The organism is Massilia aurea (genome assembly GCF_040790145.1).
GTDB lineage: Bacteria > Pseudomonadota > Gammaproteobacteria > Burkholderiales > Burkholderiaceae_D > Telluria > Telluria aurea_C.
The window spans coordinates 1-24,783 of the sequence record NZ_JBFMMP010000008.1 but is presented as its reverse complement, the minus strand read 5'-3'; the positions used below and the strand labels follow the sequence as shown (position 1 = coordinate 24,783).

The following is a 24,783-nucleotide window of genomic DNA, read 5'->3' as shown; positions in this document are numbered from 1 at the left end:
TTGCGTGCGCCCTGCGAATGCGAGCGTGCGTATCCTGTGCACCTTACCGCCCCCATCCACTGCGCCGCCACGGCTGCACCAATCAAGGACATGCAGCAGACCGCCACCCGCCCCCCTGCCCCGCCGCCGCCCGCCGCCGGTCACGCGCCACTATTGATGGCGCTGCTGGTGTTCGCGATCACGCTGCTGGTGACCTGGGTGGCCTGGTCCAGCGCGCAGCGCAACGCCGAGGCGCAGCTGCGCGAAGCCTTCGATTATCGCACCCGCGCGATGACCTACAACATCAGCCGGCGCATGCTCGTCTACGAGCAGGTGCTGCATAGCGCGCGCGGCTTCGTGCGCGGTTCGGTCGACCTGCCGCGCGCCGTGTTCGCCGAGTATTACCAGAGCCTCGGCCTGCACCAGAATTTTCCCGGCATCGGCGCGCTTGGCCTCGCCACCGCACTGGCGCCGGGCGACGTGGCCGCGCACGAGGACCAGGTGCGCGCCGATGGCTTTCCCGGCTACCGCGTGCAGCCGGCGCCGGGCGCCGCGACATCGGCCCCGCTGCTCGCGGTGGTCTCGCACATCGAGCCGTTCAATGCGCGCAACCTGCGCGCGTTCGGCTTCGACATGGCCAGTGAACCGGTGCGCCGCGCGGCGCTGCTTGCAGCCCGCGACAGCGGCCAGGCGGCCCTGAGCGGCAAGGTGGTGCTGATCCAGGAAGACAACGGCAGCGTCGAGTCGGGCGTACTGATGTACCTGCCGGTATACCGCACCGGGCGCCTGACTGACGATGTGCTCCAGCGCCGCGCCGCGCTGACCGGCTGGATCTACGCGCCGTTTCGCATGAATGACCTGATGCGCGGCGTGGGCGGCGCCAGCGCGCCGGAACTCGACATCACGATCCACGATGGCGACACCCCCACGCCGGCCACATTGCTGTACCAGTCGGCCGGCGTCGCCACGCACACGGCCCCGCGCCTGTCCACCACCAGGATGATGATCGCGGGGCGCGTCTGGACCGTGCGGATGAGCTCAAGCGCCGCGCTCGAAGCCACGCTCGACACGGCCCGCCCGTACATGATCGGCCTGGCCGGCATCGTGCTCGGCGCGCTGGCCAGCCTGGTCGTGTGGCTGCTGGCCGGGTCGCGCCGGCGCGCGCTCGAACTGGCGCACACGATGACGCTCGAACTGCGCGAGTCGCACGACCGCATCGCCGCCGACGGCCGCCGCATCCGCGTAATCCTGGAAACCGCCTACGACGGCTTCGTCGCGCTCGACCGCCAGGGCCGCGTGACCGACTGGAACGCGCAAGCTTCGCAGATCTTCGGCATGGAAGCCGAAGACGCGATCGGCTGCCCGGCCGAGCAGTTGTTGCCGGCAGAGCAGCATGCGGCCTTCCGCAGCGCCTTCGACACCTTCGCCCGCAGCGGCGTGGGCCCATTGCCGGGCCAGCCGACCGAAACCGAGGTGCTGCACACGAGCGGACGGCGCGTGCCGGTAGAACTGGCAGTGGCGCTGCTGCCGCCAGCCGACGGCGCCGGTGCCACCGTATTCGTGCGCGACATCACGTCGCGGCGCGCCGCCGAAGAGCGCGAGCTGCAACGCCAGGCGCGCCTGGTCGAAGCGCGCCTGGCCATGCACCGGGCCCAGAAGCTCGAAGCGGTCGGCAAGCTCACCGGCGGCGTGGCGCACGACTTCAACAACATCCTGCACATCATCAGCGCCAACGTACAGTTGATGCTGCGCGCCGACGGTCCGCCCACGCGCAAGCGCCTGCACAATGTGCTCGACGCGGTCGAACGGGGCTCGAAACTGGCCGGCCAGCTGCTCGCGTTCGCGCGGCGCCAGCCGCTGCATCCGAGCGTGGTGAACGTGGCCGAGCTGCTCGAACGCAGCGACAGCCTGCTGCAGCGCGCCGCCAGCGACGCCGTCTCGCTCGAGCGCAGCAGCGCGCCCGACCTGTGGCCGACGCTGGTCGACCCGAACCAGCTCGAACACGTGCTGCTCAACCTGATCATCAATGCGCGCGACGCGATGGAAGGCGGCGGCCACATCGCGCTGCGGCTGGCGAACGTGACGATCGACGCCGCCGCCGGCCAGCTCGACGCCGAACTGGCGCCGGGCGACTACGTGATGATCACGGTGGCAGACGATGGCCACGGCATGCCGCCAGAGGTCATGGAACACGCGTTCGAGCCGTTCTTCACGACCAAGCCGGAAGGCAAAGGCACGGGGCTGGGGTTGTCAATGGCGCATGGCTTCGTGCGCCAGAGCGGCGGGCAGATCCGGCTGGCGAGCAAGCCGGGGGACGGCACCACGGTGACCATCTACCTGCCGAGGCACACGGCGCATGTGCTGCCGGCGCTGGCCGAGCCGGATGTGGGGGCGCTGCCGTGATGGCGCGGACGCACCACAATCCTGATCCGTACTGCACTGTATGAGTCGTCGTTCCCGCGGAGACGGGAACCCAAGGCTGCATGCATTGGTCACAGCGCTCGACATCGTTGGCTGCGCAACCGACTTGGATTTCCGCCAAGGTGGCCGACGAGGCCGGGAATGACAGGTGTTCTTCGTTCCCGTCTTATCCCACCCTGGTGCGGTAACAGCCCGAAATCCGGTTGCGCCCGTGCGCCTTGGCGTCGTACATCGCCAGGTCGGCGCTGTGCAGCAGTGCTTCGCCATCGTCGCCGCAATCGGGATACAGCGCGTAACCGAGGCTGCCCGAGATATTCAGTTCGCCCGCGTCGTCCATGAATGGTTGCTCGAGGCAGGCCAGGATGGCGCCGGCCACGCGCTCGGTGTCCTGCACCTGCCCGCAGCGCGGCAGCAGCACGGCGAATTCGTCGCCGCCCACGCGCGCCAGCGTGTCCGATTCGCGCAGCACCGCGCGCACGCGCTCGGCCACCATGCGCAGCAGGCGGTCGCCCACCGCGTGGCCGTGGGTATCGTTCACCGGCTTGAACTTGTCGAGGTCAAAATAGATCAGGCCCACCTTGTGGCCGTCGCGCGCCGCGACCAGGATCGCCTGGCGCATCCGGTCGTCGAGCAGCACGCGGTTGGGTAGTTTCGTCAGCGCGTCTTCATGCGCCATGCGCCGCATGCGCTCTTCTTCCTGCTTGCGCGCGTCGATGTTCGAGAACGTGCCGACCATGCGCAGCGGCTCGCCGCGCTCGCCCCGTTCAGTGACGGTGCCGCGCGCCTCGATCCAGCGCCAGCTGCCGTCGCGCATGCGGATCCGGTGCACCATCGCGTAGTCGGGCGTCACGCCCTCGATGTGTTCGCGCAGGGCCGTGCGGACGGCCTCGAATTCATCCGGGTGCACCAGTTCGGCCACGCCTTTGCTGCCGAACCACGACACGGTGGCGTGTTCGCTGTCGAGGATGCGCTGCGCGCTTGGCGAGAGCAGCGCCGTGCCCTTGGTGACGTCGCAGTCCCAGACGCCGTCACCGGCGGCGTTCAGCGCCAGCTTCCAGCGCGCTTCGGCTGCGGCCAGCGCCTTGAGCGCGCGCCGGCGCCGGTCGGCCGCGCCGATCGCCGCCCACCCCAGCACGCCCAGCACCAGCGACACGATCACGCCGGCATTGCGCATCACCGAGCCTTGCTGGGCAAAGCGCGCTTCGGCATCGCGCACGGCCTGGCCCACCGTGACCACCAGGCCATAGTCGGGCAGCTTGTGCCACGCGTAGAAGCGGTCGATGCTGTCGAGCGCGCTGACCTTGCGGAACATGCCGCTCGCGTCCCGGCTCAGCATTTGTGGCGTGCCGGCGATATTCGCTCCCATATGGCGGTTGCCATCCACGCGCGAGCTGCGCGCGACGATGGTGCCGTCCAGGCGCATCAGGCTCACGGTCGCATCCGGCCCAAGATCGATGCTGTCGTAGAAGCGCAGGAAATACGATGGCGGGATCGACGCGGCGATCACGCCCGTCAGGCGCCCGCCGGCATCGCGGATCGGGCGTGTGAACTGCACCGTCCACTGGTCGCCGGCGCGCAGCCTCTCGGGCCGGCCAACGTACAACCGATCGCCTGCCTGCGTGCGGTGGATGGCGAACTGGGGCAGGTCGCCCAACGCCAATCCCCGCGGTGCGGTGTCGTCATTCGAATACAGCAGACTGCCGTCTGCATCGGTGACGGCGATATGGATCGGCATGCGCAGATGGCGCGTATGCTCGGCCACGCCCTGGGCGAAGTCGGTCGGATCGCGCTGCCAGGTGCCGCGCAACTGGATCAGCGACAGGTCGACCAGCCCGACGGTGGCCCTGACCTCTTCCGCGAATGCGCGCGACAGATTCTGCACATTGTTCTTGCCGCCGGCTTCAGCCAGCGTGGCGAAGCGCCCCTGCTCGACCGCCACCAGGCCCCACACCACCGACAGCATCAGGGCGAGGTACAGCGACAGCTGGCGCAATACGCGGCGCTGGAAATAGCCGCTGAACATGGCCACGAGAGGATTGGACGAACTGGGATAAGGCATGGAAGGTGGCCGGGTCGAGCCAGGCAACAAACGGCCAGCAGAGGGAATAGGTAGCCGGGCGTCGAAAACAATTCCTGGTGCTGCCGAACAAACGCGCCCGTCGTCGAGCACACCATTATACTGAATTGCACAATTAAAGTTGCGAGATGGAATTAAAGGTTGCTTAATAAGAGACGGGCAACGGCGTGTCACTGTTGCAAAGTCGCACAGGATGCGCACCGGATGGTCATTTCGACAAGCTCCATGCGAGGGTGCTAGAGTAACGCCATGAAAGTTTTCTACAACGTCGCCGGCGTGCTGGCAGTGCTGCTCGGCATTCTCGGCATATTCCTGCCATTGCTGCCGACCACACCCTTCCTGCTGCTGGCCTCGGCATGCTTCGCACGCGGCTCGGTGCGCCTGCACCGCTGGTTGCTCGGACACCGGGTATTCGGCAAGTACCTGGCCAATTTCGAGGCTGGCCACGGCATCCCGCTCAAGGGCAAGATCGTCGCCACCGTGATGTTGTGGGGGTCGATGGCATGGTCGTCGCGGCACTTCGACAACGTCGCCATCCTGATCATGATGGGCGTGATCGGCGCCTGCGTGAGCACGTATATGTGGTGGTACTTGCCGACGTTGAAGCTGCCACCCAGAGCCGCCGAACCCATCGTTTCCCGCACCGACCTGCCATAAAGACCCGTTTTCGGGTCAGGTCATCGCATGCCGCGCGTTTTTGTACTATCATTAGTTACATGAAACGCGACAGCAAACTCTCTTCCGTCCTCCACGTGCTGCTGCACCTGGCCCACAGCGACCGCCCCATGACCTCGGAGCAGATGGCCGGCATGCTCGGCACCAACCCGGTGCTCGTGCGGCGCGTGCTGGCCGGCCTGCGCGAGCGCGGCTACATCAGCTCGGAGCGGGGCCACGGCGGCGGCTGGACCGTGACGTGCGACCTGGCCCGGGTCACGCTGCGCGACATCTACGACGCGGTCGGCGCACCCACCGTGTTCGCGATGGGCAACCGCAACGAGCACAGCGAATGCCTGGTCGAACGCGTGGTGAACGCCTCGCTCGAAGGCGCATTTGCCGAGGCCGAAGCACTGCTGGTCGAGCGCCTTGGCCAGGTGAGCCTGGCCGATCTGTCGCGCGATTTCAACGGACGCTACGACAACCACCTTCACACGAGGCCCGAGCATGAACACGACTGAACCGACACCTGCATCGACAACGGACTACGACGTCATCATCATTGGCGGCAGCTATGCCGGCCTGTCGGCCGCGCTGCAACTGGCGCGCGCCCGGCGCCGCATCCTGGTAGTCGACGCCGGGCACCGCCGCAACCGCTTCGCGACCAATTCGCACGGCTTCCTGACCCGCGACGGCCAGCCGGCCGCCGACATCGCCGCCGAGGGCCGCGCCAACGTCGCCGCCTATCCCAACGTGGGCTGGCATGACGGCGTGGCCACTGCCGCGCGCCATGACGGCGGTATCGATGGACACGCGTTCGTCGTCGAACTCGATGGCGCCAGGACCGTGCGCGGTGCGCGCCTCGTGCTGGCCACGGGGGTGCGCGACGACCTGCCACACATCGACGGCCTGGCCGAGCGCTGGGGCAAGAGCGTGTTCCACTGCCCGTACTGCCATGGCTACGAGCTGAACGAAGGCCGCATCGGCGTGCTGGCAAGCGGCCCGCTATCGGTGCACCAGGCGCAGATGCTGCCGCACTGGGGGCACGTGACGTTCTTCACCAACGGCGTGTGCTCGCTCGATGACGCGCAGCGCGCCGATCTGCAGGCGCGCGGCGTGCAGATCGACGAGACGCCGGTGCTGCGGCTGGTGAATGTCGCCACCGTGGTGCTGGAAGACGGACGGCAAGAGATCATGACCGGGCTGTTCACGTATGGGCGCGTGCACATGAGCAGCCCTATTGCGGAACAACTCGGTTGCGCATTTGACGCCGGGCCGTTGGGGCCATTCATTCGCACGGACGAATCGCGCCAGACCACGGTGCCGGCCGTGTTCGCAGCGGGCGATGCCATGCGCGCCGCCAGCTCGGTGGCGCTCGCGGTGGCCGATGGCGCCATGGCAGGCGTCGGCGCGCATCGCTCGCTGCTGTTTGGCGTGACGCCGTTTGCGGCGCCGATGATGGCTGTCGCGTCATCGGCATCGGCATTGGCAACGGAGTCGTCATCGGCATCGGCAACGGAGTCGGCATCGGCATCGCATTCGGGTGCGCGCTGACCAGCCGCGTCAGCAGACATCAACGTAGCGGCCGCGCCGGTCGGCCGGATAGCTGACGATAATCCGGTCGACCCGCTCGGCGGATTCGTAGCGCAGCCGCACCAGGCCATCACGCGATTCGAACCGGTCGGGGCCGACGGCCACCAGCGGGACCTGGTGCCAGCGGCCGAAGTCGGCCACGACACGCTCGTCGAGACTGGCCAGGCCGAGCTTTTGCCCGTTCGACAGGCGATAGGCGCCGTCGATGGCGTCGAGTACTTCAGAGGCCGGCGTGACGGGCGTGGGTGGCGGGCCGGTGCGGGTGCAGCTGATGGCGGCGATCGGCACTTGCTGCCGGCCTGCCATGCTTTCGGTGGACTGCGGTTGCTGCGGCTGTTGCTGCTGCTGTTGCTGCGACTGAGCTTGCGCTGCGGCGCCCGGCGCTGCCGCCAGCAATGCAGCGACCGCTGCCGCGCACGCGGCGCGCAGTAAATGGGTACGCATGATGTTTTCCTTCACGAGAAGTCGGGCATGGCCGTCACAATGGCGGCACTCCCTCCAGGTCAGACACCAGCGCGCCATACAAGTGCGCCCCGTTATGAATGTACGGCCACCATATTGAGAAACCTCAAAGCGTTGCTAACTAATCGAAGATGACGTGAGTGTGCCTGCGCGCCCGTTCCGGTCGTCTTTCCGGATAATGGCGATGTCACTTTTCGAGAACCGCTTATGGAAATCATTGTCCTGGGTACCTCCGCCGGCACGCCGACCCGGCAACGCAATATGTCCGGCCTGGCGCTGCGCCTGCGCGGCGCCAGGCAATGGGTGCTGATCGACTGCGCCGAGGGTACGCAGCACCGCATCCTGCGCACGCCCCTGTCGATCATGAGCCTGCGCGCCGTGTTCATCACCCACATGCATGGCGACCATTGCTACGGCCTGCCAGGGTTGCTCGCCAGCGCCGCGATGTCGGGCCGCAGCGACGCGCTGACGATCGTCGGCCCGCCGCCGCTGCGCGGGATGATCGAATGCATCATGGTGGCCAGTCAGCTGAGCCTGCCCTTCCCGGTCGTCTGGCTGACACCCGCCGACCTGGCTGTCGCGCCGCTCCTGCCCGAGCTGGCGGTGGACGCGACGGCGCTGTCGCATGGCGTGCCGTGCTGGGCATACGGATTTACCGAGGCAGCGATGGAGCGCCGTCTTGATACTGATAGATTGCGTGCGGATGCGGTGCCGGCGTCGCCGCTATGGGGCGAGATTCAGCAAGGGCGCGATGTGACGCTGGACGATGGGCGTGTCATTGCGGCCGGTGACTACCTGCTGCCGCCACGCCGCGCCCGCCGTATCGTGGTCGCTGGCGACAATGATCGGCCCGAGTTGCTGGCCGCCGCGGCGCATGGCGCCGATGTGCTGGTGCACGAGGCAACCTACACCGAAGAAGTGCTGCAGAAGATCGGGCCAGGGCCGCAGCACAGTTCGGCGCTGCGGGTGGCGCGCTTTGCCGAAGAGGCCGGCGTGCGCAATCTGGTGTTGACGCATTTCAGCCCGCGTTATCAAGACCATGGCGCGCTGCCGATGTCGCTGCTCGAGGATGAGGCGCGTGCGCAGTACAAAGGCAACTTGATGCTGGCGCGCGACCTCGATCACTACGTGCTCTCGCGCAGCGGCGCACTGGAGCATGTGGGGCAATAGTCGTTCGGCAGCGGCTCTACGGGCATGGCAATGTCCGCGCACAACGACATCATTCCTGGCACCAATGCGATCGATGCGCGTATTGATCGATTCGACATATGCAGCCGGCATCTGCCCGCGCTGTTTGTGCGCTCTCAAATTTTCCAAACGATGACGGCGTACGTTGGTTGATGGATCAGCGCATATACCGCGTAACTCTTTGTTTTCAAGAGAAAATTTTCCACGATCAACCAGGAGATTGCCATGCTGATGCATTGTCGCTTCACTCTGTTGCTGCTCTTGTTCGCCGTGGCCGGCAGCGCCATGGCTTATCCCGAATACCGTGTTACGGTGGTGGGCCCGGCCGACAGTCGGCCAACGGGCATCAATCAGATCGGCGTGGTGGTGGGCTATTACACGGTCGGCACCGACCGCAACCGCGCCTTTCTCAATCGTGGCAACGGCCTGGTCGACCTCGGCACTCTGACAGGCACGCAGAGCAATGCCGTGGCGATCAATGACCGTGGTGAGGTGCTCGGCAACTGGCGCACCTCCGCCGGCCAGTGGCGTGGCTTCATCTATTCCTGCGGCAAGGCGCGCGATATCGGCGCCATCCCCGGCACCAACACCACCTATATCGACATCAACAACGCCGGCAATGTCATCGTGCGCGGCCAGGTATCCCAATCTGGCAATGAATTCAGCTACCTGCGCACGCGGGCCGGCCGCTTTACCAACCTTGGGAACCTGCCGGGGATGTGGCCCGGGCAAGGTGAGCCCAGGGTGAACCAGGCCTTTGCGCTGAACAACCGCAACCAGGTTACCGGCCAGTCCGGTCCGATGACGGTCCCGGACGACTCCTATCTCGCCTACATCTGGATCCAGGGCGCGTTGCGCAACCTCGGCGACCTCGGGTACGCCCCCAATGTGGGCAACGATATCAATGACCATGCCCAGATCACCGGCTCGGCGGCGCTGCAGACGGGCACCTACAACGCAGTGGCCTTCTTGTACGCAGCCGGCCGGATGGTTTCCCTCGACAACCGCCCCGCCACCGAGGAAAAGTACAGCAGCGGCAACGGCATCAACAACCGCGGCTACGTGGTCGGCAGCAGTAATCACCTGTCCGGCTTTATCTGGCGCGGCAGGCGGATGCAGAGCCTGAACGCCTTGATCGATCCCCGGTTTGGCTGGGACATCACCGACCCGCGCGCCATCAACGATGCCGGCCAGATTGCAGCCGTCGCGACGCGCAATGGCGTGCAGTACACGGTGCGCCTGGACCTGATCCGCCCGATCAGCGATCCACCTCCGGCGCTCGGCCCAGACCCCGAGGCCGCAATGAGCGCACAGTCAGCGGCGCCAGGCGAGGATGCGACTATGGCGGCGGCCGAAGCCGCAGCGCAAGCGCGCGAAGTCGCGCAACCGGTGGCGCAGTAGCCCAGGTCCACCGTTATGCGTACCCTGCATCAAGGAGAATATCGTGCGAATGCTTCATCACCTGTGTCTGGTCCTGCTGTCGTTCACCGCGGCCGCTGCCGCCCTGGCCCACGCCGAGTACAAGGTCACGGTGGTCGGCCCGCTCGAGAGCATCGGTCTCGACATCAATGAGGCCGGCGTGGTTGTCGGCTACTACCGGGTGAGCGCAACCGTTACCCACGCCTTCCTCAACCGCGGCAAGGGCCTGGTCGACCTGGGCGCCTACCGGGGTGTGTCCAGCAACGCCGTCGCCATCAACGACAAGGGTCAAGTACTGGGCCACTGGACCACCCGGGCAGGCCAGGTGCGCGGTTACATCCACGACAGAGGCAAGTTTCGTGATATCGGCGTGATCGGCACCACGCGCACCGAATGGACCGACATCAATAATGCCGGCTATATCAGCGCAAACGACGGCGGCAGCAGCTACCTGCGCGCGCCGAATGGCGCACTGACAAGGCTCGGCTTTCTGCCGAACACGAGCGCCGACCCTGACGCATTCCTTGCCACTGCCAGCAGTGCGCTCAATAACAGGAACCAGATCACTGGCAGGTCCTCGCCGGCCATTCCGATCGAGGGACCGTTACGCGGCTTCATCTGGACCAGAGGTGCTCTTGGTGACATGGGCGACTTTGGCGACGTGCCGATCAGCGGTCTGGCGATCAACGATCGAGGCCAGGTCACCGGCTACGGCTCGCTGGCGACCGGTCCTTCTCGTGTCGCCTTCCTCTACCACCGTGGCCGCATCGTCCCCATTGATACGCGTCCGGGTTCGTCGCATCCATACAGCAGAGGCGATGCCATCAACAACCGTGGCCACGTCGTCGGCTACAGCGATCAACTGAGCGGTTTCATCTGGCGCGGCCAGCGAATGCAAAGCCTGAACGTGCTGATCGAGCCCAGGCAGGGTTGGAATATCCTGTATCCAACGGCGATCAACGACGCAGGCCAGATCCTCGCATCGGCCCGGCGCAACGGGCTGCAATATACGGTCCGGCTCGACCTGGTCAGACCGTACACGAATGCGGTTCCGGCAGCGGAACCGGACGAAGAACCGGCGGTCGAGCCGCCAGTTTCGCCCCAGGCTGCGACGGCGCAGGGAAAGCAGGAAGCGGCCGCTGTGGCGCGTGAAGTTGCCAGGCCAGTGGCGCACTAAGAGCCTACGCTGTGTCGCCGAACTCGGCCTTGGCAGTCTGGACACGCTTGAGCGAGGTTTCCGGATCGAGCCCGGCCATGATCAGGTTGATGATCTCCTGCTTGTCTTCTTGCTTGATCCATTCGCACTCCTTGCGGTGCGAGCAGAAATAGGCGTACCAGGAAACGTCGGCAGGCCGCTCCTTGCGGGGCTTCAGGCGGGCCGGCACCAGCGCCCGTGCCTGGCTGGCGTAGGTGGTCAGTTGCGCATCGACGACAGACCAGTCGTAAGCGACGACGGCGAGTCGGTCGGCGTCCCAGTCGCCTTGGTAGCGCTCGGGCGGGCGCATGGTGGTTGGATTGATGGCGAGGCAGGCCAGGTTCGGGTAAGCATTGGCTGCGCAGAATGCTTCGACAAACAGCAGCTTGGCGCCGATGCCAACCGGGACTGCGCGGTCGAGGACCAGATCCTTGGGGTGCAACTGCCGCGCCAGTCTGAGCAGATCCTTGTAGACGATGGGCGCGCCCTGCGTGAATGTCGCCTGATATACAAGGGCTTGCACGATGCGTGCGCCGACGTCGATGTCGTTGCTTGTGAGTTGCACTGCTGCGTTGACGTTGTCGCTCATGCGAATTTTCTCAAGAGTCATGTGGCCCCACGAAAGGGAGGCCATCATTATGCATGACCGACGGGCAAGTCCTTCAACGTCTGATCTTGCGACCAAGGAAGTCACGCATCAGCCGGGCAATGTCAGCGCCGCCCTCTTCGAGTGCACAGTGGCCGGTATTCAAAAGAGGACAAGATTGATAAAAATCAAACACATTACCAAATAGAAATATATTGTTGTTTGCGACAGAAAATTATCTCTCTCCTTGAGGACTCTTGCCCTCACGCCCCATGACGGAGTTTCTATGCCCAAATATCTACAACAACGGCAGGCCGCACTGCTGCACCAGATGAGACATGACGTTCGGGGACGGATCGCCATGTACCGGAACAAGATGGAAGACGTATTAACGGAAGGGCTGTCAGATATCGTTGAGCCAATCGTCGACGAGATCAGGACCGACCTCGCCAGCGAAAAGCCCACGGATTCGGTTTATCTGCTACGCGGATTGGGCATATACACGGCGGACATTGAGCAGAACTGTTCTGAACTTAAACGGCAGGTGCTGAACAACCGTTACGAGCAGTATCTTCACGCAGTTGTGCTGTCTGACCAGTCGGTGGTTCCGATCGCAGATGCTCTCGTAGAGCGAATCAGTGAATTCACTACACCTCCAGCATTTCAGCTGGATAGAGCGCCAACCGAGCAAGTCCTTGACGGGTTTTACAAGGCGCTGAAATCGTTTGTCCTGCGTAGGCTAATTGGGCAATTCATGTTTCCACGCATGGATGCGCTCGTCGGCGGACCTATGTTCAGCGGTGGCACAATGCTGAGCGTTAAAGTGACATCGAAGCTAACGTCAGGGGCACGCGTCGAATATTCCCCAATTTACTACATCGCTTTTACCGTACTCGCCGCGCCAACGTCACCAGTAAGAGGTCTGATACCGCCGGGACGCTATATTTTCAAACTGACCACGATAATCAATGACTTGTACGACCGAGGAATTTTTGACGTGCCTCATGATTTTGATATTCGCCTCAATGTATGAACGCGATGACCTTGACTCGTCGTCTCAATGTCGGATTAGCGCTTCTGAGCGTGTGCCTGGCGGGCGATGCAAAGGAAATTAACCCAGTATCCGACTTTGGCGCGCTCAGCGAAACCGTGGCCGCTGCGGGCACATTGATCGCCGCCGTCGGCGCCGTTATGCTCTGCTGGAAGGGTCCCTTCGATTGGGAGCCTGCGGAGGAAGATCTGCCCCGTTCCGCACAGAAAGTCTGCAGTCTCCTGATTGGCATTGCAATTGCCATTATCTGGTTTCGGTTCAAGAATCACACATTAACGCCGGACGACTTACAGACGTTTAGTATGGCGTTAGGCGCCGGGGTCTTGATCGCTTTCATCGTTTATAGCTTGCTCGTCAGCGTCTATGTCTATGATATCGATCGCAGTGCGAGCACCAACAGGACCAGGATCATCAAGATAATCGGCGGTTTCTGGCTGACGCCGCGAGCCAGACGATTGATGGCGGGCCACCCGCCTGCGAATATCCCTCCAGGCGTGACCATTCCGTCCCCGCAGACCATCAACGATCTGCTGGCAGGCCACCAATATAAAATCGACAGCGTCTGGTCAAGACTCAGCCGCGGGCTGGCCAAAGCCGCTTTCCAGCTGGCCTATATTGCGCTCGTTGGTTGTGGAACCTGCGCGCTGACGACCGCTTCGATATTGCTCGCCGTGACGACTGCTTAAGCGCTGCTGCAGCAAAAAGAGCCAGTCGCCAGCGGCGCTAGCCTGAAATCAGGTTATCGGCGCAGATAGACGATCTATTGCAGTGATAATGATGTCAAGAAGTTACCAATGCGTAAGTTCTCGAATTGTTGGTAGGCCTCCCGTGAGTCGAACACGGCACCAACGGATTATGAGTCCGCTGCTCTAACCAAGCATGAGCTAGAGGCCCAGAAACTGGGACGGTGACAAAGAACTCGCCACCAGCGCATCTGCACGAATGCAGCGAGCGAAGTGGCGAGAGCATATTGCCTTTAGTACAGGCCCGTCAAGCCCGCAGTGACAATCAGCTGTTGTTCTCGAGGAAGCTCTTGAGCTTGTCCGAGCGCGACGGGTGACGCAGCTTGCGCAGCGCCTTCGCCTCGATCTGACGAATCCGCTCACGCGTCACGTCGAACTGTTTACCCACTTCTTCCAGCGTGTGGTCGGTCGACATCTCGATGCCGAAGCGCATGCGCAGCACCTTGGCTTCGCGTGGCGTCAGCGAGTCGAGCACATCCTTGACCACGCCGCGCATCGAGGCGTGCAGCGCGGCGTCCGATGGCGCCAGCGTGTTGTTGTCCTCGATAAAATCGCCCAGATGCGAATCGTCGTCGTCACCGATCGGCGTTTCCATGGAAATCGGCTCTTTCGCGATTTTCATGATCTTGCGGATTTTATCTTCCGGCATTTCCATCTTGATCGCGAGCGTGGCCGGGTCTGGCTCGGCACCGGTCTCTTGCAGGATCTGGCGCGAAATCCGGTTCATCTTGTTGATCGTTTCGATCATGTGCACCGGAATACGGATCGTGCGCGCCTGGTCGGCGATCGAACGGGTGATGGCCTGGCGGATCCACCACGTCGCATACGTCGAGAATTTATAGCCGCGGCGGTACTCGAACTTGTCCACCGCCTTCATCAGGCCGATATTGCCTTCCTGGATCAGGTCGAGGAATTGCAGGCCGCGGTTGGTGTACTTCTTGGCGATCGAAATTACCAGGCGCAAGTTGGCCTCGGTCATTTCGCGCTTGGCCTTGCGCGCCTTCATTTCGCCGGCCGCCATCTGGCGGTTGATGTTGCGCAGGTCTGGCAGCGGCAGCACGACGCGCGCTTGCAGGTCGATCAGGCGTTGCTGCAGTTCCTTGATCGTCGGGATGTTGCGGCCCAGGATGGCGCTGTAGGCGTGGCCGGCATTGACTTCGCCGTCGACCCATTCCAGGTTGGTTTCGTTGCCCGGGAAGACCTTGATGAAGTGGGCGCGCGGCATGCCGCAGCGGTTCACGGCCACGTCGAGAATCTGCTTTTCGATGTGGCGCACTTCGTCGACCTGGCCGCGCAGCGTGTCACACAATTTCTCGACGACCTTGGCCGTGAAGCGAATGCCCAGCAGCTCGTTGGAGATCGCATCCTGCGCCTTGACGTAGGCTTTCGAGTTGTAGCCGTCCTTTTCGAACGCCTTGCGCATCTTGTCGAATTGCTGGGCGATCTCGGCGAACTTGCCAAGAGCGGTGACCTTCAAGGCTTCGAGTTGCTCGGCCGAGTAACCAGCGGCACCCGAGTTGCTTGGGGCCTCTTCTTCTTCCTCTTCGCCTTCTTCCTCTTCTTCTTCGTCCTCGTCGTCGTCCGACTCGCTGGCGGCGGGCGCGGCGACTTGCGGCGTGTCGTCTTCGCCTTCGTTATCGACCAGGCCGTCGACGATTTCGTCGATCTTGATTTCGTCGCTGTCGATCTTCGCGGCGGTGCCGATGATTTCGGCGATCGTCACCGGACAGGCCGAGATGGCCTGGATCATGTCCTTCAGGCCATCTTCGATACGCTTGGCGATCTCGATTTCGCCTTCGCGCGTGAGCAGCTCGACCGAACCCATCTCGCGCATATACATGCGAACCGGATCGGTGGTGCGGCCAAAATCGGAGTCGACCGTCGACAGCGCAGCTTCGGCAGCCGCTTCGGCTTCATCGTCGCTAGTGGCGTTCGGAACGTTGTCTGACAGCAGCAGCGTCTCGGCATCGGGCGCGTGCTCGTAGACAGCGATACCCATGTCGTTGAACGTGCCGATGATGCCTTCGATCGCTTCCGGATCGACGATATTCTCTGGCAGGTGGTCGTTGATCTCGGCGTAGGTGAGGAAGCCGCGCTCCTTGCCCGACTTGATCAGGGCCTTGAGCTTGCTGCGGCGCAGCTCGAGTTCTTCTTCGCTGGCCTCGGTGTCGGAAGAGAACGCATCCTTGAGCAGCGCTTTCTCCTTGGCCTTGCGGTCCTTGGCCTTGGCCTTGTCTGCGGCCTTGAGCTCGGCACGCTCGACCGCGTTCAGCGCCGCGATCTCGTCGTTTTCAGGGGTGAATTCTTTTGGCTTGCGACCGCGCCGTCCCGGCACCTTGACGGATGGCAGGACGTAGCCCGACGTGTCGATGGCGGCAAGCGTGGCCGCATCGGTCGTCTGGTTGACAGGCGCTGAGGTCGCTGTACGAACCTCGGCCTTGTCTTGCGAATTGTCAGCCTTGGCAGCGGACGTTCTCGTGGTCGCGGCAGCCACGTTGGTTTCGGGTTTCTTGGTTGGCACAGGCGCTTTCGATGTCACAACGACGAACTTTACGATGGTTAAAAATAAAGTTTTGTTACCTTCATCATCCTGCAGGCACAAATCCATGGCCTCGCTAACTGAAACACCACGCACGCAATTGAACCAAAAAGGGTTTCAACAGTTGCAATAGTTAGCGTTTTATTATAGCACGCACCCTTTCTTTTTCCAGTCATGAACGCCTGGGCTTCCGGGGAGGAAACCGGCGTTCATCGGGGCGCCATCGCCGCAGTGGCTTCTCGTTCAAGAAGGTCCAGCTGGGCAGTAATCTCGCGGTAGCGAGTACTGACCTGATCTGGGGTCAAGCCGGCAGAAAACAACTGGTTCAGTTCTTCTCTTAATGAATCCATCTTGATCTGGCGCACAGCACTGAGCAACACAATGCGGTCGCCATCAACTTCGTTTTCGGGCTCGGCGGCGATTTCTGCGATCATGCCGTCGTACTCATTCGTTACTTCATGCAACTGTTGTGACAGGGCAGCAAAAGTACCATGGGGACCCAGCGCCTGGGCAGTCTCGATCAGGTGCCGCAGCCGGTCTGCGCCCTCCTCGCCGAAATAATCGAAGGCGCCGAGCGCGGCGTCGTCCAGTTCCAGCGCCAGGTGCGGATGCGCGACCAGGATGCGCAGCATCTTGCGCTCCAGGCCCACGGGCTCGGGCCGGCCCTGGCGCGGCGGCGCGCGGCGCGCGGTCGCTACCGGCTTGGACAACTCGAACAGGCTTTCGATCTCCGCCGGCGTCGATTGGGTCATGCTGGCCAGGCCGCGCACGATTTGCAGGCGCAGGCTCGACGGCGTCATCGACTGCAGCAGCGGCTTGGCGTCGAACTGCGACTTGGCGCGGCCCTCGGGCGTATCGAGATCGTGTTCTTGCGTCACTTCGCGCAGCAAAAATTGCGACAGCGGCATGGCGTCGGCGATTTCTTGCTCGAAGGCATCTGCACCGCGCTCGCGCACGAAGCTGTCCGGGTCGTGTTCTTGCGGCAAGAACAGGAACTTGATGGTCTTGTTGTCGCTCACTTGCGGAAGGCACGCTTCCAGCGCGCGGCGCGCGGCCTTGCGGCCGGCCTTGTCGCCATCGAAGCTGAAGATCACATCGTCGGTCTGGCGCAGCAGCTTTTGCACGTGGGTACTGGTGCAGGCGGTGCCAAGGGTAGCCACCGCTTGCGGGAAGCCAAGCTGGGCCAGCGCGACGACGTCCATATAGCCTTCGGTCACCAGAACATAGCCGGCGTCGCGGATCGCCTGGCGCGCCTCGAACAGGCCGTATAGTTCCAGGCCTTTCTGGAACAGCGGCGTTTCAGGCGAGTTCAGGTATTTCGGTTCGCCGCCGTCGAGCACGCGGCCGCCAAAGCCGATCACCTGACCTTTGGTGTTGCGAATCGGGAACATCACGCGCTCGCGGAAGCGGTCGTAGCGGCGCTGGTGGTTGCCTTCTTCATCGACCTTGTCGATGACCAGGCCCGACTCGACCAGCACCTGGGCATCGTAGTCGGGGAAGATCGACTGCAAGCTGTTCCAGCCGGGCGGCGCATATCCCATGCCGAAACGGGCGGCCACTTCACCGGTCAGGCCGCGATTCTTCAGGTAGGCGATGGCGGTCGGCGCCTCGCGCAACTGGGCGCGGTAGAACGTGCACGCTTGCGTGAGCGCATCGGTCAGCGCCAGCGACTGCGCCTGCTGGGCGGCGCGCTGTGCTGGCGGGATCTTGTCATCGACGTCGGGCACGATCATGCCGACGTTCTGGGCCAGATCTTTCACCGCATCGACGAAGCCCATGCCCGAGTATTCGATCAAAAAGCCGATCGACGTGCCGTGCGCGCCACAGCCGAAGCAGTGATAGAACTGCTTGGTCGGGCTGACCGTGAAGCTGGGGGATTTTTCGTTGTGAAATGGGCACAGGCCCATGAAGTTCGCCCCGCCCTTCTTGAGCTGGACGTAACGGCCCACGATATCGACAATGTCGACCCGGTTGAGCAAATCGGTGATGAAGGTTTGCGGAATCACTTGAGGTTACACAGTGTTTGTCTAGGGCCAGACTATACCGCAGCGCCTGCTGCAAATTGATATGCAACAAGTTGCAAAGTTTGGAGGCGGTAGAAGCATGCGGGCCACCCGACCGCGATTTCCAGCTGCCAGATGCACGTCGTTCCCGCGGAGGCGGGAACCCAAGTTCGATGCGCAGCTGATACAAATTTCTGCGCGGCTGCGCTTGCGACCTTGGATTCCCGCCTTCGCGGGAATGACGTTTTTACGCTAACTCATTTAGCGAACAACAACTTACGCGCCGGCCAGAGCTTTCTTGACCAGGCTGGATACCACGGTCATGTCGGCGCGACCAGCCAGTTTCGGCTTGAGCACGCCCATCAGCTTGCCCATGTCTTGCGGGCCGGTGGCGCCGGTTGCGGCCACGGCAGCGGCGACTTCGGCGGCGATTTCTTCGTCCGACAGGCCTGCTGGCATATAGGCCGACAGGATGACCATCTCGGCCTTCTCGATGTCGGCCAGGTCGGCGCGGCCGCCGGCTTCGAATTGGGTGATCGAATCCTTGCGCTGCTTGATCATTTTTTCGATCACGGCCAGCACTTGCGTATCGTCCAGCTGGGTCTGCTCGTCGAGTTCCTTGCGCTTGACTTCCGAAATGATCAGCCGCACAGCGGCCAGGCGGCCGGTGTCCTTGGCGCGCATGGCGTTTTTCATGTCTTCGGTCAGTTGTTCTTTCAAGCTCATGGGATCTCCGTTTTCAAAAGGGTTAAACGACAAAACCCGCTGCGGCGAAACCGAAGCGGGTTTGCGGACTTCAGCGACTCGCCGGGACTGGCAATGCCGTCACCGGGTCTTGGCCGTCTGAACTGTCTTAGTACAGTTTCTTCGGCAGTTGCTGGCTGCGGATGCGCTTGTAGTGACGCTTCACTGCTGCTGCCAGCTTGCGCTTGCGTTCTGCGGTCGGTTTTTCGTAGAACTCGCGTGCGCGCAGTTCCGTCAACAGACCGGTCTTTTCGATGGTGCGTTTGAAGCGACGCATGGCGACTTCGAACGGCTCGTTTTCTTTAAGGCGGATAGTGGTCATGTAAAAATCAAACCGTTGGATTTAGGGAAGAACGAAATTCTAGCATCGTTTGCGGTCCAGTGGAAGCTTTAATCACGAAGTGGTGTGTTCAAACGTCACGGTTTTGCCAATGCCAACCCGGCCGCAACACCCGATGCCCAGGCCCACTGGAAGTTGTAACCGCCGAGCCAGCCGGTCACGTCGACCGTCTCGCCGATGAAGTACAAGCCCGGCACATTGTTGACCATCATCGTCTGTTGCGACAGGCCCCTGGTGTCAACACCGCCCAGCGTGACCTCGGCCTTGCGGTAGCCTTCCGAGCCGGTCGGGACGATGGCCCAGCGGTTGATGGCGTCGCCCAGCAGGCGCAATCTGGCGTCGGCCATGTCCGCCAGGCGCGCGCTCCCATCGAAACCATTAGCTGCGAGCAGGCCTTCAGCCAGGCGCGTCGGCAGCCACCCTGCCAGCACATTGCCCAGTTGTTTCTTCTCGGTTTTTTTCAGGCCGATCAGCGTATCGGCCACATCCATTTCGGGCAACAGGTTCAGGACGATCGGCGTGCCGGGCTGCCAGTAGCTGGAAATCTGCAGGATCGCCGGGCCCGACAGGCCGCGGTGCGTGAACAACAAATCTTCGCGGAAGTGGCCTCGCAGAGAACCCTTGCCTTTACCGCTGCCGGTAGTAACTTCCACCTCGAGCGCGATGCCGGCCAATGGCACGAACGGCTCCCAGCTCGGGCCGTCAAACGTCAACGGCACCAGGCCGGGACGGGTCTCGATGAGTTTCAGGTCAAATTGCGTGGCGATGCGATAGCCGAGATCGGTCGCGCCGATCTTCGGGATTGACAGCCCGCCGGTGGCGACCACGACACTACCAACCAGCAGCTCGCCGGCATCGGTATCGATGGCAAAGCCAGCATCGACCCTTTCCACGCCCGCCACCTTGCACGGCATGCGCCATTCGACGCCGCCCAAATCACACTCGGCGCGCAGCATGGCGATGATCTGCTCGGCAGAATCGTTGCAGAACAATTGGCCGCGGTGCTTTTCGTGGTGCGCGATCCGGTATTTCTTGACGAGCGCCAGGAAGTCTTGCGCCGTGTAGCGCGACAGCGCGCTGCGGCAGAAATGGGGATTGTTCGACAGGTAATGCTGCGGCCCGGCATTCACGTTCGTGAAGTTGCAGCGTCCGCCGCCCGAGATGCGGATTTTCTCGGCCAGCTTGGCCGCGTGATCGATCAGCACCACGCGCTTGCCGCCCTGCGCCGCCACGGCCGCGCACATCATCCCGGCCGCGCCCGCGCCGATTACCGCCACATCGAATTGATTTGCCATGCCTGCCACCGTTTTGCTCAACCCGACATTGTATGTCAGTGAAGCAGCGGCGAACAGCTACCCGGCCGGCAGGCTGCGCGCGCGGATCTTGCGCGACACTTCCACGCAGTACGCCACCTGCGTGGCGATCGACGGCGGCACCGGCACCTCGCCACGCAGCGCGGCGCCGATCCAGGCGGCGGTGGTGGCCGCATCGCGCCCGTCCGGCACGATCGACAGATCGTCGGTCGGCGCGTCGCGCTCGACCAGCAGCGCGCGCTGGCCGGCGTGGCACCAGTCGATCCGCTGGGCGCGGTGCGGATGCGCCACGGTTTCGCCCTCGGTGCCGCGCATCAGGAAGGCGTCGCCCTGCGTGGCGCTGTCGACGCCTTCGAAGTAGCCGCCCAGCGTTTCCAGGTATTCGGGATGCGTGTACGACACCAGGCGCAGCGCCGGGCCGTCAAATGGCTGCAGGATCTTGACCAGGGTGTGGGTCGAATTGCGCACGCCCAGCACGCGGCGCAGCGCCAGCATGCGCGCCAATTCTGGCGCCAGGTGCTCGATCGGCATGAAGGCCACGCGGCCATGGACAAACGCATTGTGCGCCTCGGCGCCGGTGGTCACGATTTCCACGCCGAGCGCGTGCAGGATTTCGGCCGTGGTGACGCGCCCCGGATCGCTGCTCACGCCGTGCACCAGTACCGGCACGCCCTCGCGCGCCAGCAACAGCGCCAGCAGCGGCGTGAGATTGGCCAGCTTGCGCGCGCCGTTGTAGGTGGGGATCGACACCGGCGCGAATTCGCCGCGCGGCGCCGGCAATGGCGTGAACGCCGCGCTCGCCGCGTCCATGAAGCCGGCCAGTTCGTCCACCGACTCGCCCTTGATGCGCATGGCGAGCAGGATCGCGCCCAGTTCGAGGTCGGACACGCGGCCCTCGAGGATGGCTGCGTACAGCCGGTGCGCGTCGTCGCGCGACATGCTGCGCGCCCCTTTCACGCCGCGGCCGATTTCCTTGATGAAGGGGGCTGCGACAAAGCGTTCGATATCGGTAGTCATGGCAAAAGGATACACGGGAACGTGGTAGATCGGCAGCACGCACGGGTGACGCCGTGCCGACCAATGCCCTCATTTGGTGCTTGCCATGTGCACATACAGCAATTTCCGACTACACTGATCCATCCCCAAGAAGAAATGTAGATTGCAACATGAACAGTACGCCTCAAATCGAAAATACCAACGTCAGCTCGTTCGCCCGCATGCCAACACCGGTCGAGCTCCACGCGACCCTGCCGCTGAACGACCGCGCCTATGCCACCGTGATGGCAGGCCGCGAAACGCTGCGCAATATCCTGGATCGCAGCGATAAACGCCTGTTTGTCGTCGTCGGCCCGTGCTCGATCCATGATCCCGAAGCCGGCCTGGACTATGCGCGCCGGCTCAAGGCGCTGCAGGATGAGGTCAGCGAGACGATGGTGCTGGTGATGCGCGTGTATTTCGAAAAGCCACGCACGACCACCGGCTGGAAGGGCTATATCAATGACCCGTTCATGGACGATTCGTTCCGCGTCGACGTTGGCATGGAGCGCGCGCGCAAGTTCTTGCTGGATGTCTGTGAAATCGGTTTGCCGACCGCGACCGAAGCGCTGGATCCGATCTCGCCGCAATACCTGGGCGACCTGATCGCCTGGACCGCCATCGGTGCGCGCACGACAGAGTCGCAGACGCACCGCGAAATGTCGTCCGGCCTGTCCACGCCGGTGGGCTTCAAGAACGGCACCGATGGCGACGTGAGCATCGCGATCAACGCGGTGCTGTCGTCGTCCAACCCGCATGCGTTCCTGGGCATCAATGGCCAGGGCTCGGTCTCGATCGTGCGCACCAGCGGCAACGCCTACGGCCACGTCGTGCTGCGCGGCGGCGGCGGCCGGCCGAACTACGATTCGGTGTCGGTGGCCATTGCCGAACAGGCGCTGACCAAGGCCAAGTTGCCGGCCAACCTGGTCGTCGATTGCTCGCACGCGAACAGCTACAAGAAGCCGGAACTGCAACCGCTGGTGATGTCCGACGTGATCCAGCAGATCCGCCATGGCAACAAGTCGCTGGTCGGCGTGATGATCGAGTCGAACATCGTCAGCGGCAGCCAGGCGATCCCGAGCGACCTGTCGCAGCTGACGTATGGCTGCTCGGTGACCGATGGCTGCATCGGCTGGGAAGAGACGGCAACGATGCTGCGTGAAGCGCACAAGGAATTGTTGCAGCGTCCTTGATTGCCATGACGTCTTGATGCACGTACGGTCGGCGCAGCCCGCGACCGTACGGTAGAATGCCCGGTTCCGCTCAATCTCCCCTGCTCCCACATGATCGTTCTCGGCGTCGAATCCTCCTGCGATGAAACTGGCTTTGCTCTGTATGACACCGAGCGCGGCCTGCTGTCCCACGCCCTGCATTCGCAGGTGGCGATGCACGAAGAATATGGCGGCGTGGTGCCTGAACTCGCGTCGCGCGACCATATCCGGCGCGCCATTCCGTTACTGGACGAGGTGCTCAAGCGCGCCGGCATTCCGGCCTCGACCATCGACGCGATCGCCTACACGCAAGGCCCGGGCCTGGCCGGCGCGCTGCTGGTCGGCTCGTCGGTGGCGTGCAGCCTGGCGCTGGCGCTCGACAAGCCGGTGCTTGGCGTGCACCACCTCGAGGGGCACCTGCTCTCGCCGCTGCTCGCAAGCGAACGCCCGGATTTTCCGTTCATCGCCCTGCTGGTGTCGGGCGGGCACACGCAACTGATGCGCGTCGATGGCGTGGGCAGCTATACGCTCCTGGGCGAGACGCTGGACGATGCCGCCGGCGAGGCGTTCGACAAGTCGGCCAAGCTGCTGGGCCTCGGTTATCCGGGTGGCCCGGCCATCTCGCAGCTGGCCGAGCGTGGCGACCCGGCGGCCTACAAATTGCCGCGACCGATGTTGCACAGCAAGGACTTCAATTTCAGCTTCTCGGGCCTGAAAACGGCGGTGCTTACCGTGGTCAAGAACCACGACGAAAAAGTGATCGCGAATATTCCCGAGCAGGACAAGGCGAATATCGCGCGCGGCTTTGTCGATGCGATTGTCGACGTGCTCACCGCCAAGTGCGTCAGCGCCATGAAGCACACCGGCTTGACCCGCCTGGTGATTGCTGGCGGCGTTGGCGCCAACAAGCAATTGCGCGCGTCGCTCAATGCGGCGGCGGCGAAACGCAAGTTCAAGGTCTATTATCCGGAACTGGAATTCTGCACCGACAATGGCGCGATGATCGCCTTTGCCGGCGCCATGCGTCTGGAGCGCAATCCTGCGCTGGCGCAGCGCGATTATGCGTTCAATGTGCGCCCGCGCTGGCCGCTGGATGAGCTTGAAGCGGCCTGAACACAGCGAGAAAACACGAGCAAAAGCCTGCCGCCGCCATTGAACTTGCCTGTCTGACACCGATCCTACGGTGTGACCGTTGCCCGTCAAACGGTGGCAATATCCGTCGATCAAGATTTACGGAGGTGAACAATGCGCGTAGTAAGCTGGAATATACATTGGGGATGTGGCAAGGACGGTCGGATCCGCATTCACGCGATGATCGACGTACTGCGCCGGTTGAACCCTGATGTGATTTGCCTGCAAGAGGTGGCTGCCAATCACCCCGAGCTCGAAGGCAGCGCCAGCGCCAACCAGTTCAAGCAACTCGCCGGCGCCTTTGGCGGCTACCACGCGATGGAGCACGCACCGAGCGAGATTTACCAGAACAATGTACCGCGCCTGTTCGGCAACCTGATCCTGTCCAAGTACCGCATCTCGCAAGTGCACCGCCACGTGCTGCCGTGGCCGGCTGATCCCGATGCGGCCGGCATGCCGCGCGGCCTGCTCGAAACTGTTGTCGAAGCGCCTGGCGGCAAGCTGCGCCTGCTCACCACGCATCTCGAATATTATTCACCCCTTCAGCGCATGGCGCAGGTCAACCGTATCCGCGAACTGCATGCCGAGGCCAGTGCCAGAGCCCTGCTGTTCCAGCCCGATCCGAACCTGGATGCGCCGTTCCAGCTCGGCTTTCGGCCCGGCTCGGCGATCCTGTGCGGCGATTTCAATTTCGCGCCCGATGCGCCCGATTACGCAGCCCTGCTGGCTCCGCCGGAAGGCAGCGCACTGGCGCTGGTCGACGCCTGGCAAGTGGTGCATGGCGACCGCGCGCGCGCGCCGACCACCGGGCTGCACGGTTACCCGTGGCCCGAGCGGCCTGAGTGCTACGACTATTTCTTTGTCACCGACGATCTGGCACCGCGCCTGACGGCGCTTGATGTGCTGTCAGAAACGGCGGCGTCGGACCACCAGCCGGTGGTGTTGGATCTGACATAAATACCTGCCTCGTCTTCGCGCCGAGTGATCTTGGCGCCAACCATCGCCGCGTCGGCGGCATAGCCGCCAACCCTTGTATCTTGTTCTCATTGGTGGTTAGCTACTACCAATTGAGGTGAAGACCAGCTTGTGCCAACCCTTA

At 63.1% G+C, this 24,783-nt stretch carries 21 protein-coding genes and 1 tRNA gene; 12 read left to right on the top strand and 10 right to left on the bottom strand.

Annotated features, from left to right (window positions below):
- Positions 1-36: 36 nt before the first annotated feature.
- Positions 37-2,382, top strand: a complete 2,346-nt coding sequence (locus AB2N08_RS13315; protein ID WP_367611132.1) for a CHASE domain-containing protein — start codon at positions 37-39, stop codon at positions 2,380-2,382.
- A 184-nt stretch (positions 2,383-2,566) separates the two neighbouring features.
- On the opposite strand, the gene AB2N08_RS13310 is transcribed toward AB2N08_RS13315, so the two are convergent.
- Complete coding sequence (locus tag AB2N08_RS13310) at positions 2,567-4,459, bottom strand: sensor domain-containing diguanylate cyclase (RefSeq protein WP_367611131.1); 1,893 nt, start codon at positions 4,457-4,459, stop codon at positions 2,567-2,569.
- Positions 4,460-4,726: 267 nt separating this feature from the next.
- Here AB2N08_RS13310 and AB2N08_RS13305 point away from each other — a divergent pair, with 267 nt between their 5' ends.
- The 3 genes from AB2N08_RS13305 to AB2N08_RS13295 are packed head-to-tail and all read left to right on the top strand — an operon-like array spanning position 4,727 to position 6,685.
- The gene (locus AB2N08_RS13305; protein ID WP_367611130.1) at positions 4,727-5,134 is read left to right on the top strand and encodes a YbaN family protein; all 408 of its coding nucleotides are present in this window, start codon (positions 4,727-4,729) and stop codon (positions 5,132-5,134) included.
- A 59-nt stretch (positions 5,135-5,193) separates the two neighbouring features.
- A complete protein-coding gene (locus AB2N08_RS13300; RefSeq protein WP_367611129.1) occupies positions 5,194-5,652 on the top strand; it encodes an Rrf2 family transcriptional regulator in 459 nt (152 codons plus the stop codon).
- A complete protein-coding gene (locus AB2N08_RS13295) occupies positions 5,639-6,685 on the top strand; it encodes an NAD(P)/FAD-dependent oxidoreductase (protein ID WP_367611128.1) in 1,047 nt (348 codons plus the stop codon). Before AB2N08_RS13300 ends, AB2N08_RS13295 begins: the two co-directional genes overlap by 14 nt.
- A gap of 9 nt (positions 6,686-6,694) precedes the next feature.
- On the opposite strand, the gene AB2N08_RS13290 is transcribed toward AB2N08_RS13295, so the two are convergent.
- Complete coding sequence (locus AB2N08_RS13290; RefSeq protein ID WP_367611127.1) at positions 6,695-7,168, bottom strand: hypothetical protein; 474 nt, start codon at positions 7,166-7,168, stop codon at positions 6,695-6,697.
- Positions 7,169-7,393: 225 nt separating this feature from the next.
- Here AB2N08_RS13290 and AB2N08_RS13285 point away from each other — a divergent pair, with 225 nt between their 5' ends.
- The 3 genes from AB2N08_RS13285 to AB2N08_RS13275 all read left to right on the top strand — a co-directional run bounded on the left by AB2N08_RS13285 (position 7,394) and on the right by AB2N08_RS13275 (position 10,970).
- Complete coding sequence (locus tag AB2N08_RS13285) at positions 7,394-8,356, top strand: MBL fold metallo-hydrolase (protein WP_367611126.1); 963 nt, start codon at positions 7,394-7,396, stop codon at positions 8,354-8,356.
- 243 nt (positions 8,357-8,599) lie between these two features.
- Entirely contained in the window at positions 8,600-9,775 is a 1,176-nt protein-coding gene (locus AB2N08_RS13280) for an HAF repeat-containing protein (RefSeq protein WP_367611125.1), read from the top strand.
- 49 nt (positions 9,776-9,824) lie between these two features.
- Positions 9,825-10,970, top strand: coding sequence for an HAF repeat-containing protein (locus tag AB2N08_RS13275; protein WP_367611236.1), 1,146 nt, complete (start codon positions 9,825-9,827; stop codon positions 10,968-10,970).
- 4 nt (positions 10,971-10,974) lie between these two features.
- Here the strand turns inward: AB2N08_RS13275 and AB2N08_RS13270 are convergent, their stop codons facing one another.
- Positions 10,975-11,577, bottom strand: a complete 603-nt coding sequence (locus tag AB2N08_RS13270; protein ID WP_367611124.1) for a hypothetical protein — start codon at positions 11,575-11,577, stop codon at positions 10,975-10,977.
- 283 nt (positions 11,578-11,860) lie between these two features.
- On the opposite strand from AB2N08_RS13270, the gene AB2N08_RS13265 reads away from it, so the two are divergent.
- Positions 11,861-12,607 carry a hypothetical protein gene (locus AB2N08_RS13265; protein ID WP_367611123.1) on the top strand — a complete coding sequence of 249 codons (747 nt, stop codon included), beginning with the start codon at positions 11,861-11,863 and terminating at the stop codon, positions 12,605-12,607.
- A complete protein-coding gene (locus tag AB2N08_RS13260) occupies positions 12,604-13,311 on the top strand; it encodes a hypothetical protein (RefSeq protein WP_367611122.1) in 708 nt (235 codons plus the stop codon). Before AB2N08_RS13265 ends, AB2N08_RS13260 begins: the two co-directional genes overlap by 4 nt.
- A 129-nt stretch (positions 13,312-13,440) precedes the next feature.
- Here the strand turns inward: AB2N08_RS13260 and AB2N08_RS13255 are convergent.
- The 7 genes from AB2N08_RS13255 to ybiB form a co-directional block, all read right to left on the bottom strand.
- Positions 13,441-13,519, bottom strand: a tRNA-Ile gene (locus tag AB2N08_RS13255).
- Positions 13,520-13,633: 114 nt separating this feature from the next.
- On the bottom strand, positions 13,634-15,889 hold the full coding sequence (rpoD, locus tag AB2N08_RS13250; protein ID WP_367611121.1) for an RNA polymerase sigma factor RpoD: 2,256 nt from the start codon (positions 15,887-15,889) through the stop codon (positions 13,634-13,636).
- 227 nt (positions 15,890-16,116) lie between these two features.
- Positions 16,117-17,913: a DNA primase gene (gene dnaG / locus AB2N08_RS13245; RefSeq protein ID WP_367611120.1), complete on the bottom strand. Its 1,797-nt coding sequence runs from the start codon at positions 17,911-17,913 to the stop codon at positions 16,117-16,119.
- A 273-nt stretch (positions 17,914-18,186) separates the two neighbouring features.
- A complete protein-coding gene (locus AB2N08_RS13240) occupies positions 18,187-18,636 on the bottom strand; it encodes a GatB/YqeY domain-containing protein (protein WP_367611119.1) in 450 nt (149 codons plus the stop codon).
- Positions 18,637-18,763: 127 nt separating this feature from the next.
- A complete protein-coding gene (gene rpsU, locus AB2N08_RS13235; protein ID WP_005665410.1) occupies positions 18,764-18,976 on the bottom strand; it encodes a 30S ribosomal protein S21 in 213 nt (70 codons plus the stop codon).
- 95 nt (positions 18,977-19,071) lie between these two features.
- Positions 19,072-20,289, bottom strand: coding sequence for an NAD(P)/FAD-dependent oxidoreductase (locus AB2N08_RS13230; protein WP_367611118.1), 1,218 nt, complete (start codon positions 20,287-20,289; stop codon positions 19,072-19,074).
- Between the two features lie 57 nt (positions 20,290-20,346).
- Entirely contained in the window at positions 20,347-21,324 is a 978-nt protein-coding gene (ybiB, locus tag AB2N08_RS13225; RefSeq protein WP_367611117.1) for a DNA-binding protein YbiB, read from the bottom strand.
- A gap of 149 nt (positions 21,325-21,473) precedes the next feature.
- Here ybiB and AB2N08_RS13220 point away from each other — a divergent pair, with 149 nt between their 5' ends.
- The 3 genes from AB2N08_RS13220 to AB2N08_RS13210 all read left to right on the top strand — a co-directional run bounded on the left by AB2N08_RS13220 (position 21,474) and on the right by AB2N08_RS13210 (position 24,641).
- Positions 21,474-22,535: a 3-deoxy-7-phosphoheptulonate synthase gene (locus AB2N08_RS13220; RefSeq protein WP_367611116.1), complete on the top strand. Its 1,062-nt coding sequence runs from the start codon at positions 21,474-21,476 to the stop codon at positions 22,533-22,535.
- A 90-nt stretch (positions 22,536-22,625) separates the two neighbouring features.
- Positions 22,626-23,666 (top strand): tRNA (adenosine(37)-N6)-threonylcarbamoyltransferase complex transferase subunit TsaD, encoded by a 1,041-nt coding sequence (tsaD, locus tag AB2N08_RS13215; RefSeq protein ID WP_367611115.1) that lies wholly within the window; start codon positions 22,626-22,628, stop codon positions 23,664-23,666.
- Positions 23,667-23,798: 132 nt separating this feature from the next.
- A complete protein-coding gene (locus AB2N08_RS13210) occupies positions 23,799-24,641 on the top strand; it encodes an endonuclease/exonuclease/phosphatase family protein (protein ID WP_367611114.1) in 843 nt (280 codons plus the stop codon).
- The last annotated feature ends 142 nt before the right edge of the window (positions 24,642-24,783 follow it).

Bases quoted from the DNA above. Each gene is read 5' to 3' on its own strand.
- AB2N08_RS13275 (WP_367611236.1), top strand. From the start codon at position 9,825: ATGCTTCATCACCTGTGTCTGGTCCTGCTGTCGTTCACCGCGGCCGCT.
- tsaD (WP_367611115.1), top strand. From the start codon at position 22,626: ATGATCGTTCTCGGCGTCGAATCCTCCTGCGATGAAACTGGCTTTGCT.
- AB2N08_RS13270 (WP_367611124.1), bottom strand. From the start codon at position 11,577: ATGAGCGACAACGTCAACGCAGCAGTGCAACTCACAAGCAACGACATC.
- AB2N08_RS13300 (WP_367611129.1), top strand. From the start codon at position 5,194: ATGAAACGCGACAGCAAACTCTCTTCCGTCCTCCACGTGCTGCTGCAC.
- AB2N08_RS13280 (WP_367611125.1), top strand. From the start codon at position 8,600: ATGCTGATGCATTGTCGCTTCACTCTGTTGCTGCTCTTGTTCGCCGTG.
- AB2N08_RS13295 (WP_367611128.1), top strand. From the start codon at position 5,639: ATGAACACGACTGAACCGACACCTGCATCGACAACGGACTACGACGTC.
- AB2N08_RS13290 (WP_367611127.1), bottom strand. From the start codon at position 7,168: ATGCGTACCCATTTACTGCGCGCCGCGTGCGCGGCAGCGGTCGCTGCA.
- AB2N08_RS13285 (WP_367611126.1), top strand. From the start codon at position 7,394: ATGGAAATCATTGTCCTGGGTACCTCCGCCGGCACGCCGACCCGGCAA.
- AB2N08_RS13265 (WP_367611123.1), top strand. From the start codon at position 11,861: ATGCCCAAATATCTACAACAACGGCAGGCCGCACTGCTGCACCAGATG.
- rpsU (WP_005665410.1), bottom strand. From the start codon at position 18,976: ATGACCACTATCCGCCTTAAAGAAAACGAGCCGTTCGAAGTCGCCATG.
- AB2N08_RS13240 (WP_367611119.1), bottom strand. From the start codon at position 18,636: ATGAGCTTGAAAGAACAACTGACCGAAGACATGAAAAACGCCATGCGC.
- AB2N08_RS13310 (WP_367611131.1), bottom strand. From the start codon at position 4,459: ATGCCTTATCCCAGTTCGTCCAATCCTCTCGTGGCCATGTTCAGCGGC.
- ybiB (WP_367611117.1), bottom strand. From the start codon at position 21,324: ATGACTACCGATATCGAACGCTTTGTCGCAGCCCCCTTCATCAAGGAA.
- AB2N08_RS13305 (WP_367611130.1), top strand. From the start codon at position 4,727: ATGAAAGTTTTCTACAACGTCGCCGGCGTGCTGGCAGTGCTGCTCGGC.
- AB2N08_RS13260 (WP_367611122.1), top strand. From the start codon at position 12,604: ATGAACGCGATGACCTTGACTCGTCGTCTCAATGTCGGATTAGCGCTT.
- AB2N08_RS13230 (WP_367611118.1), bottom strand. From the start codon at position 20,289: ATGGCAAATCAATTCGATGTGGCGGTAATCGGCGCGGGCGCGGCCGGG.
- AB2N08_RS13210 (WP_367611114.1), top strand. From the start codon at position 23,799: ATGCGCGTAGTAAGCTGGAATATACATTGGGGATGTGGCAAGGACGGT.
- AB2N08_RS13220 (WP_367611116.1), top strand. From the start codon at position 21,474: ATGAACAGTACGCCTCAAATCGAAAATACCAACGTCAGCTCGTTCGCC.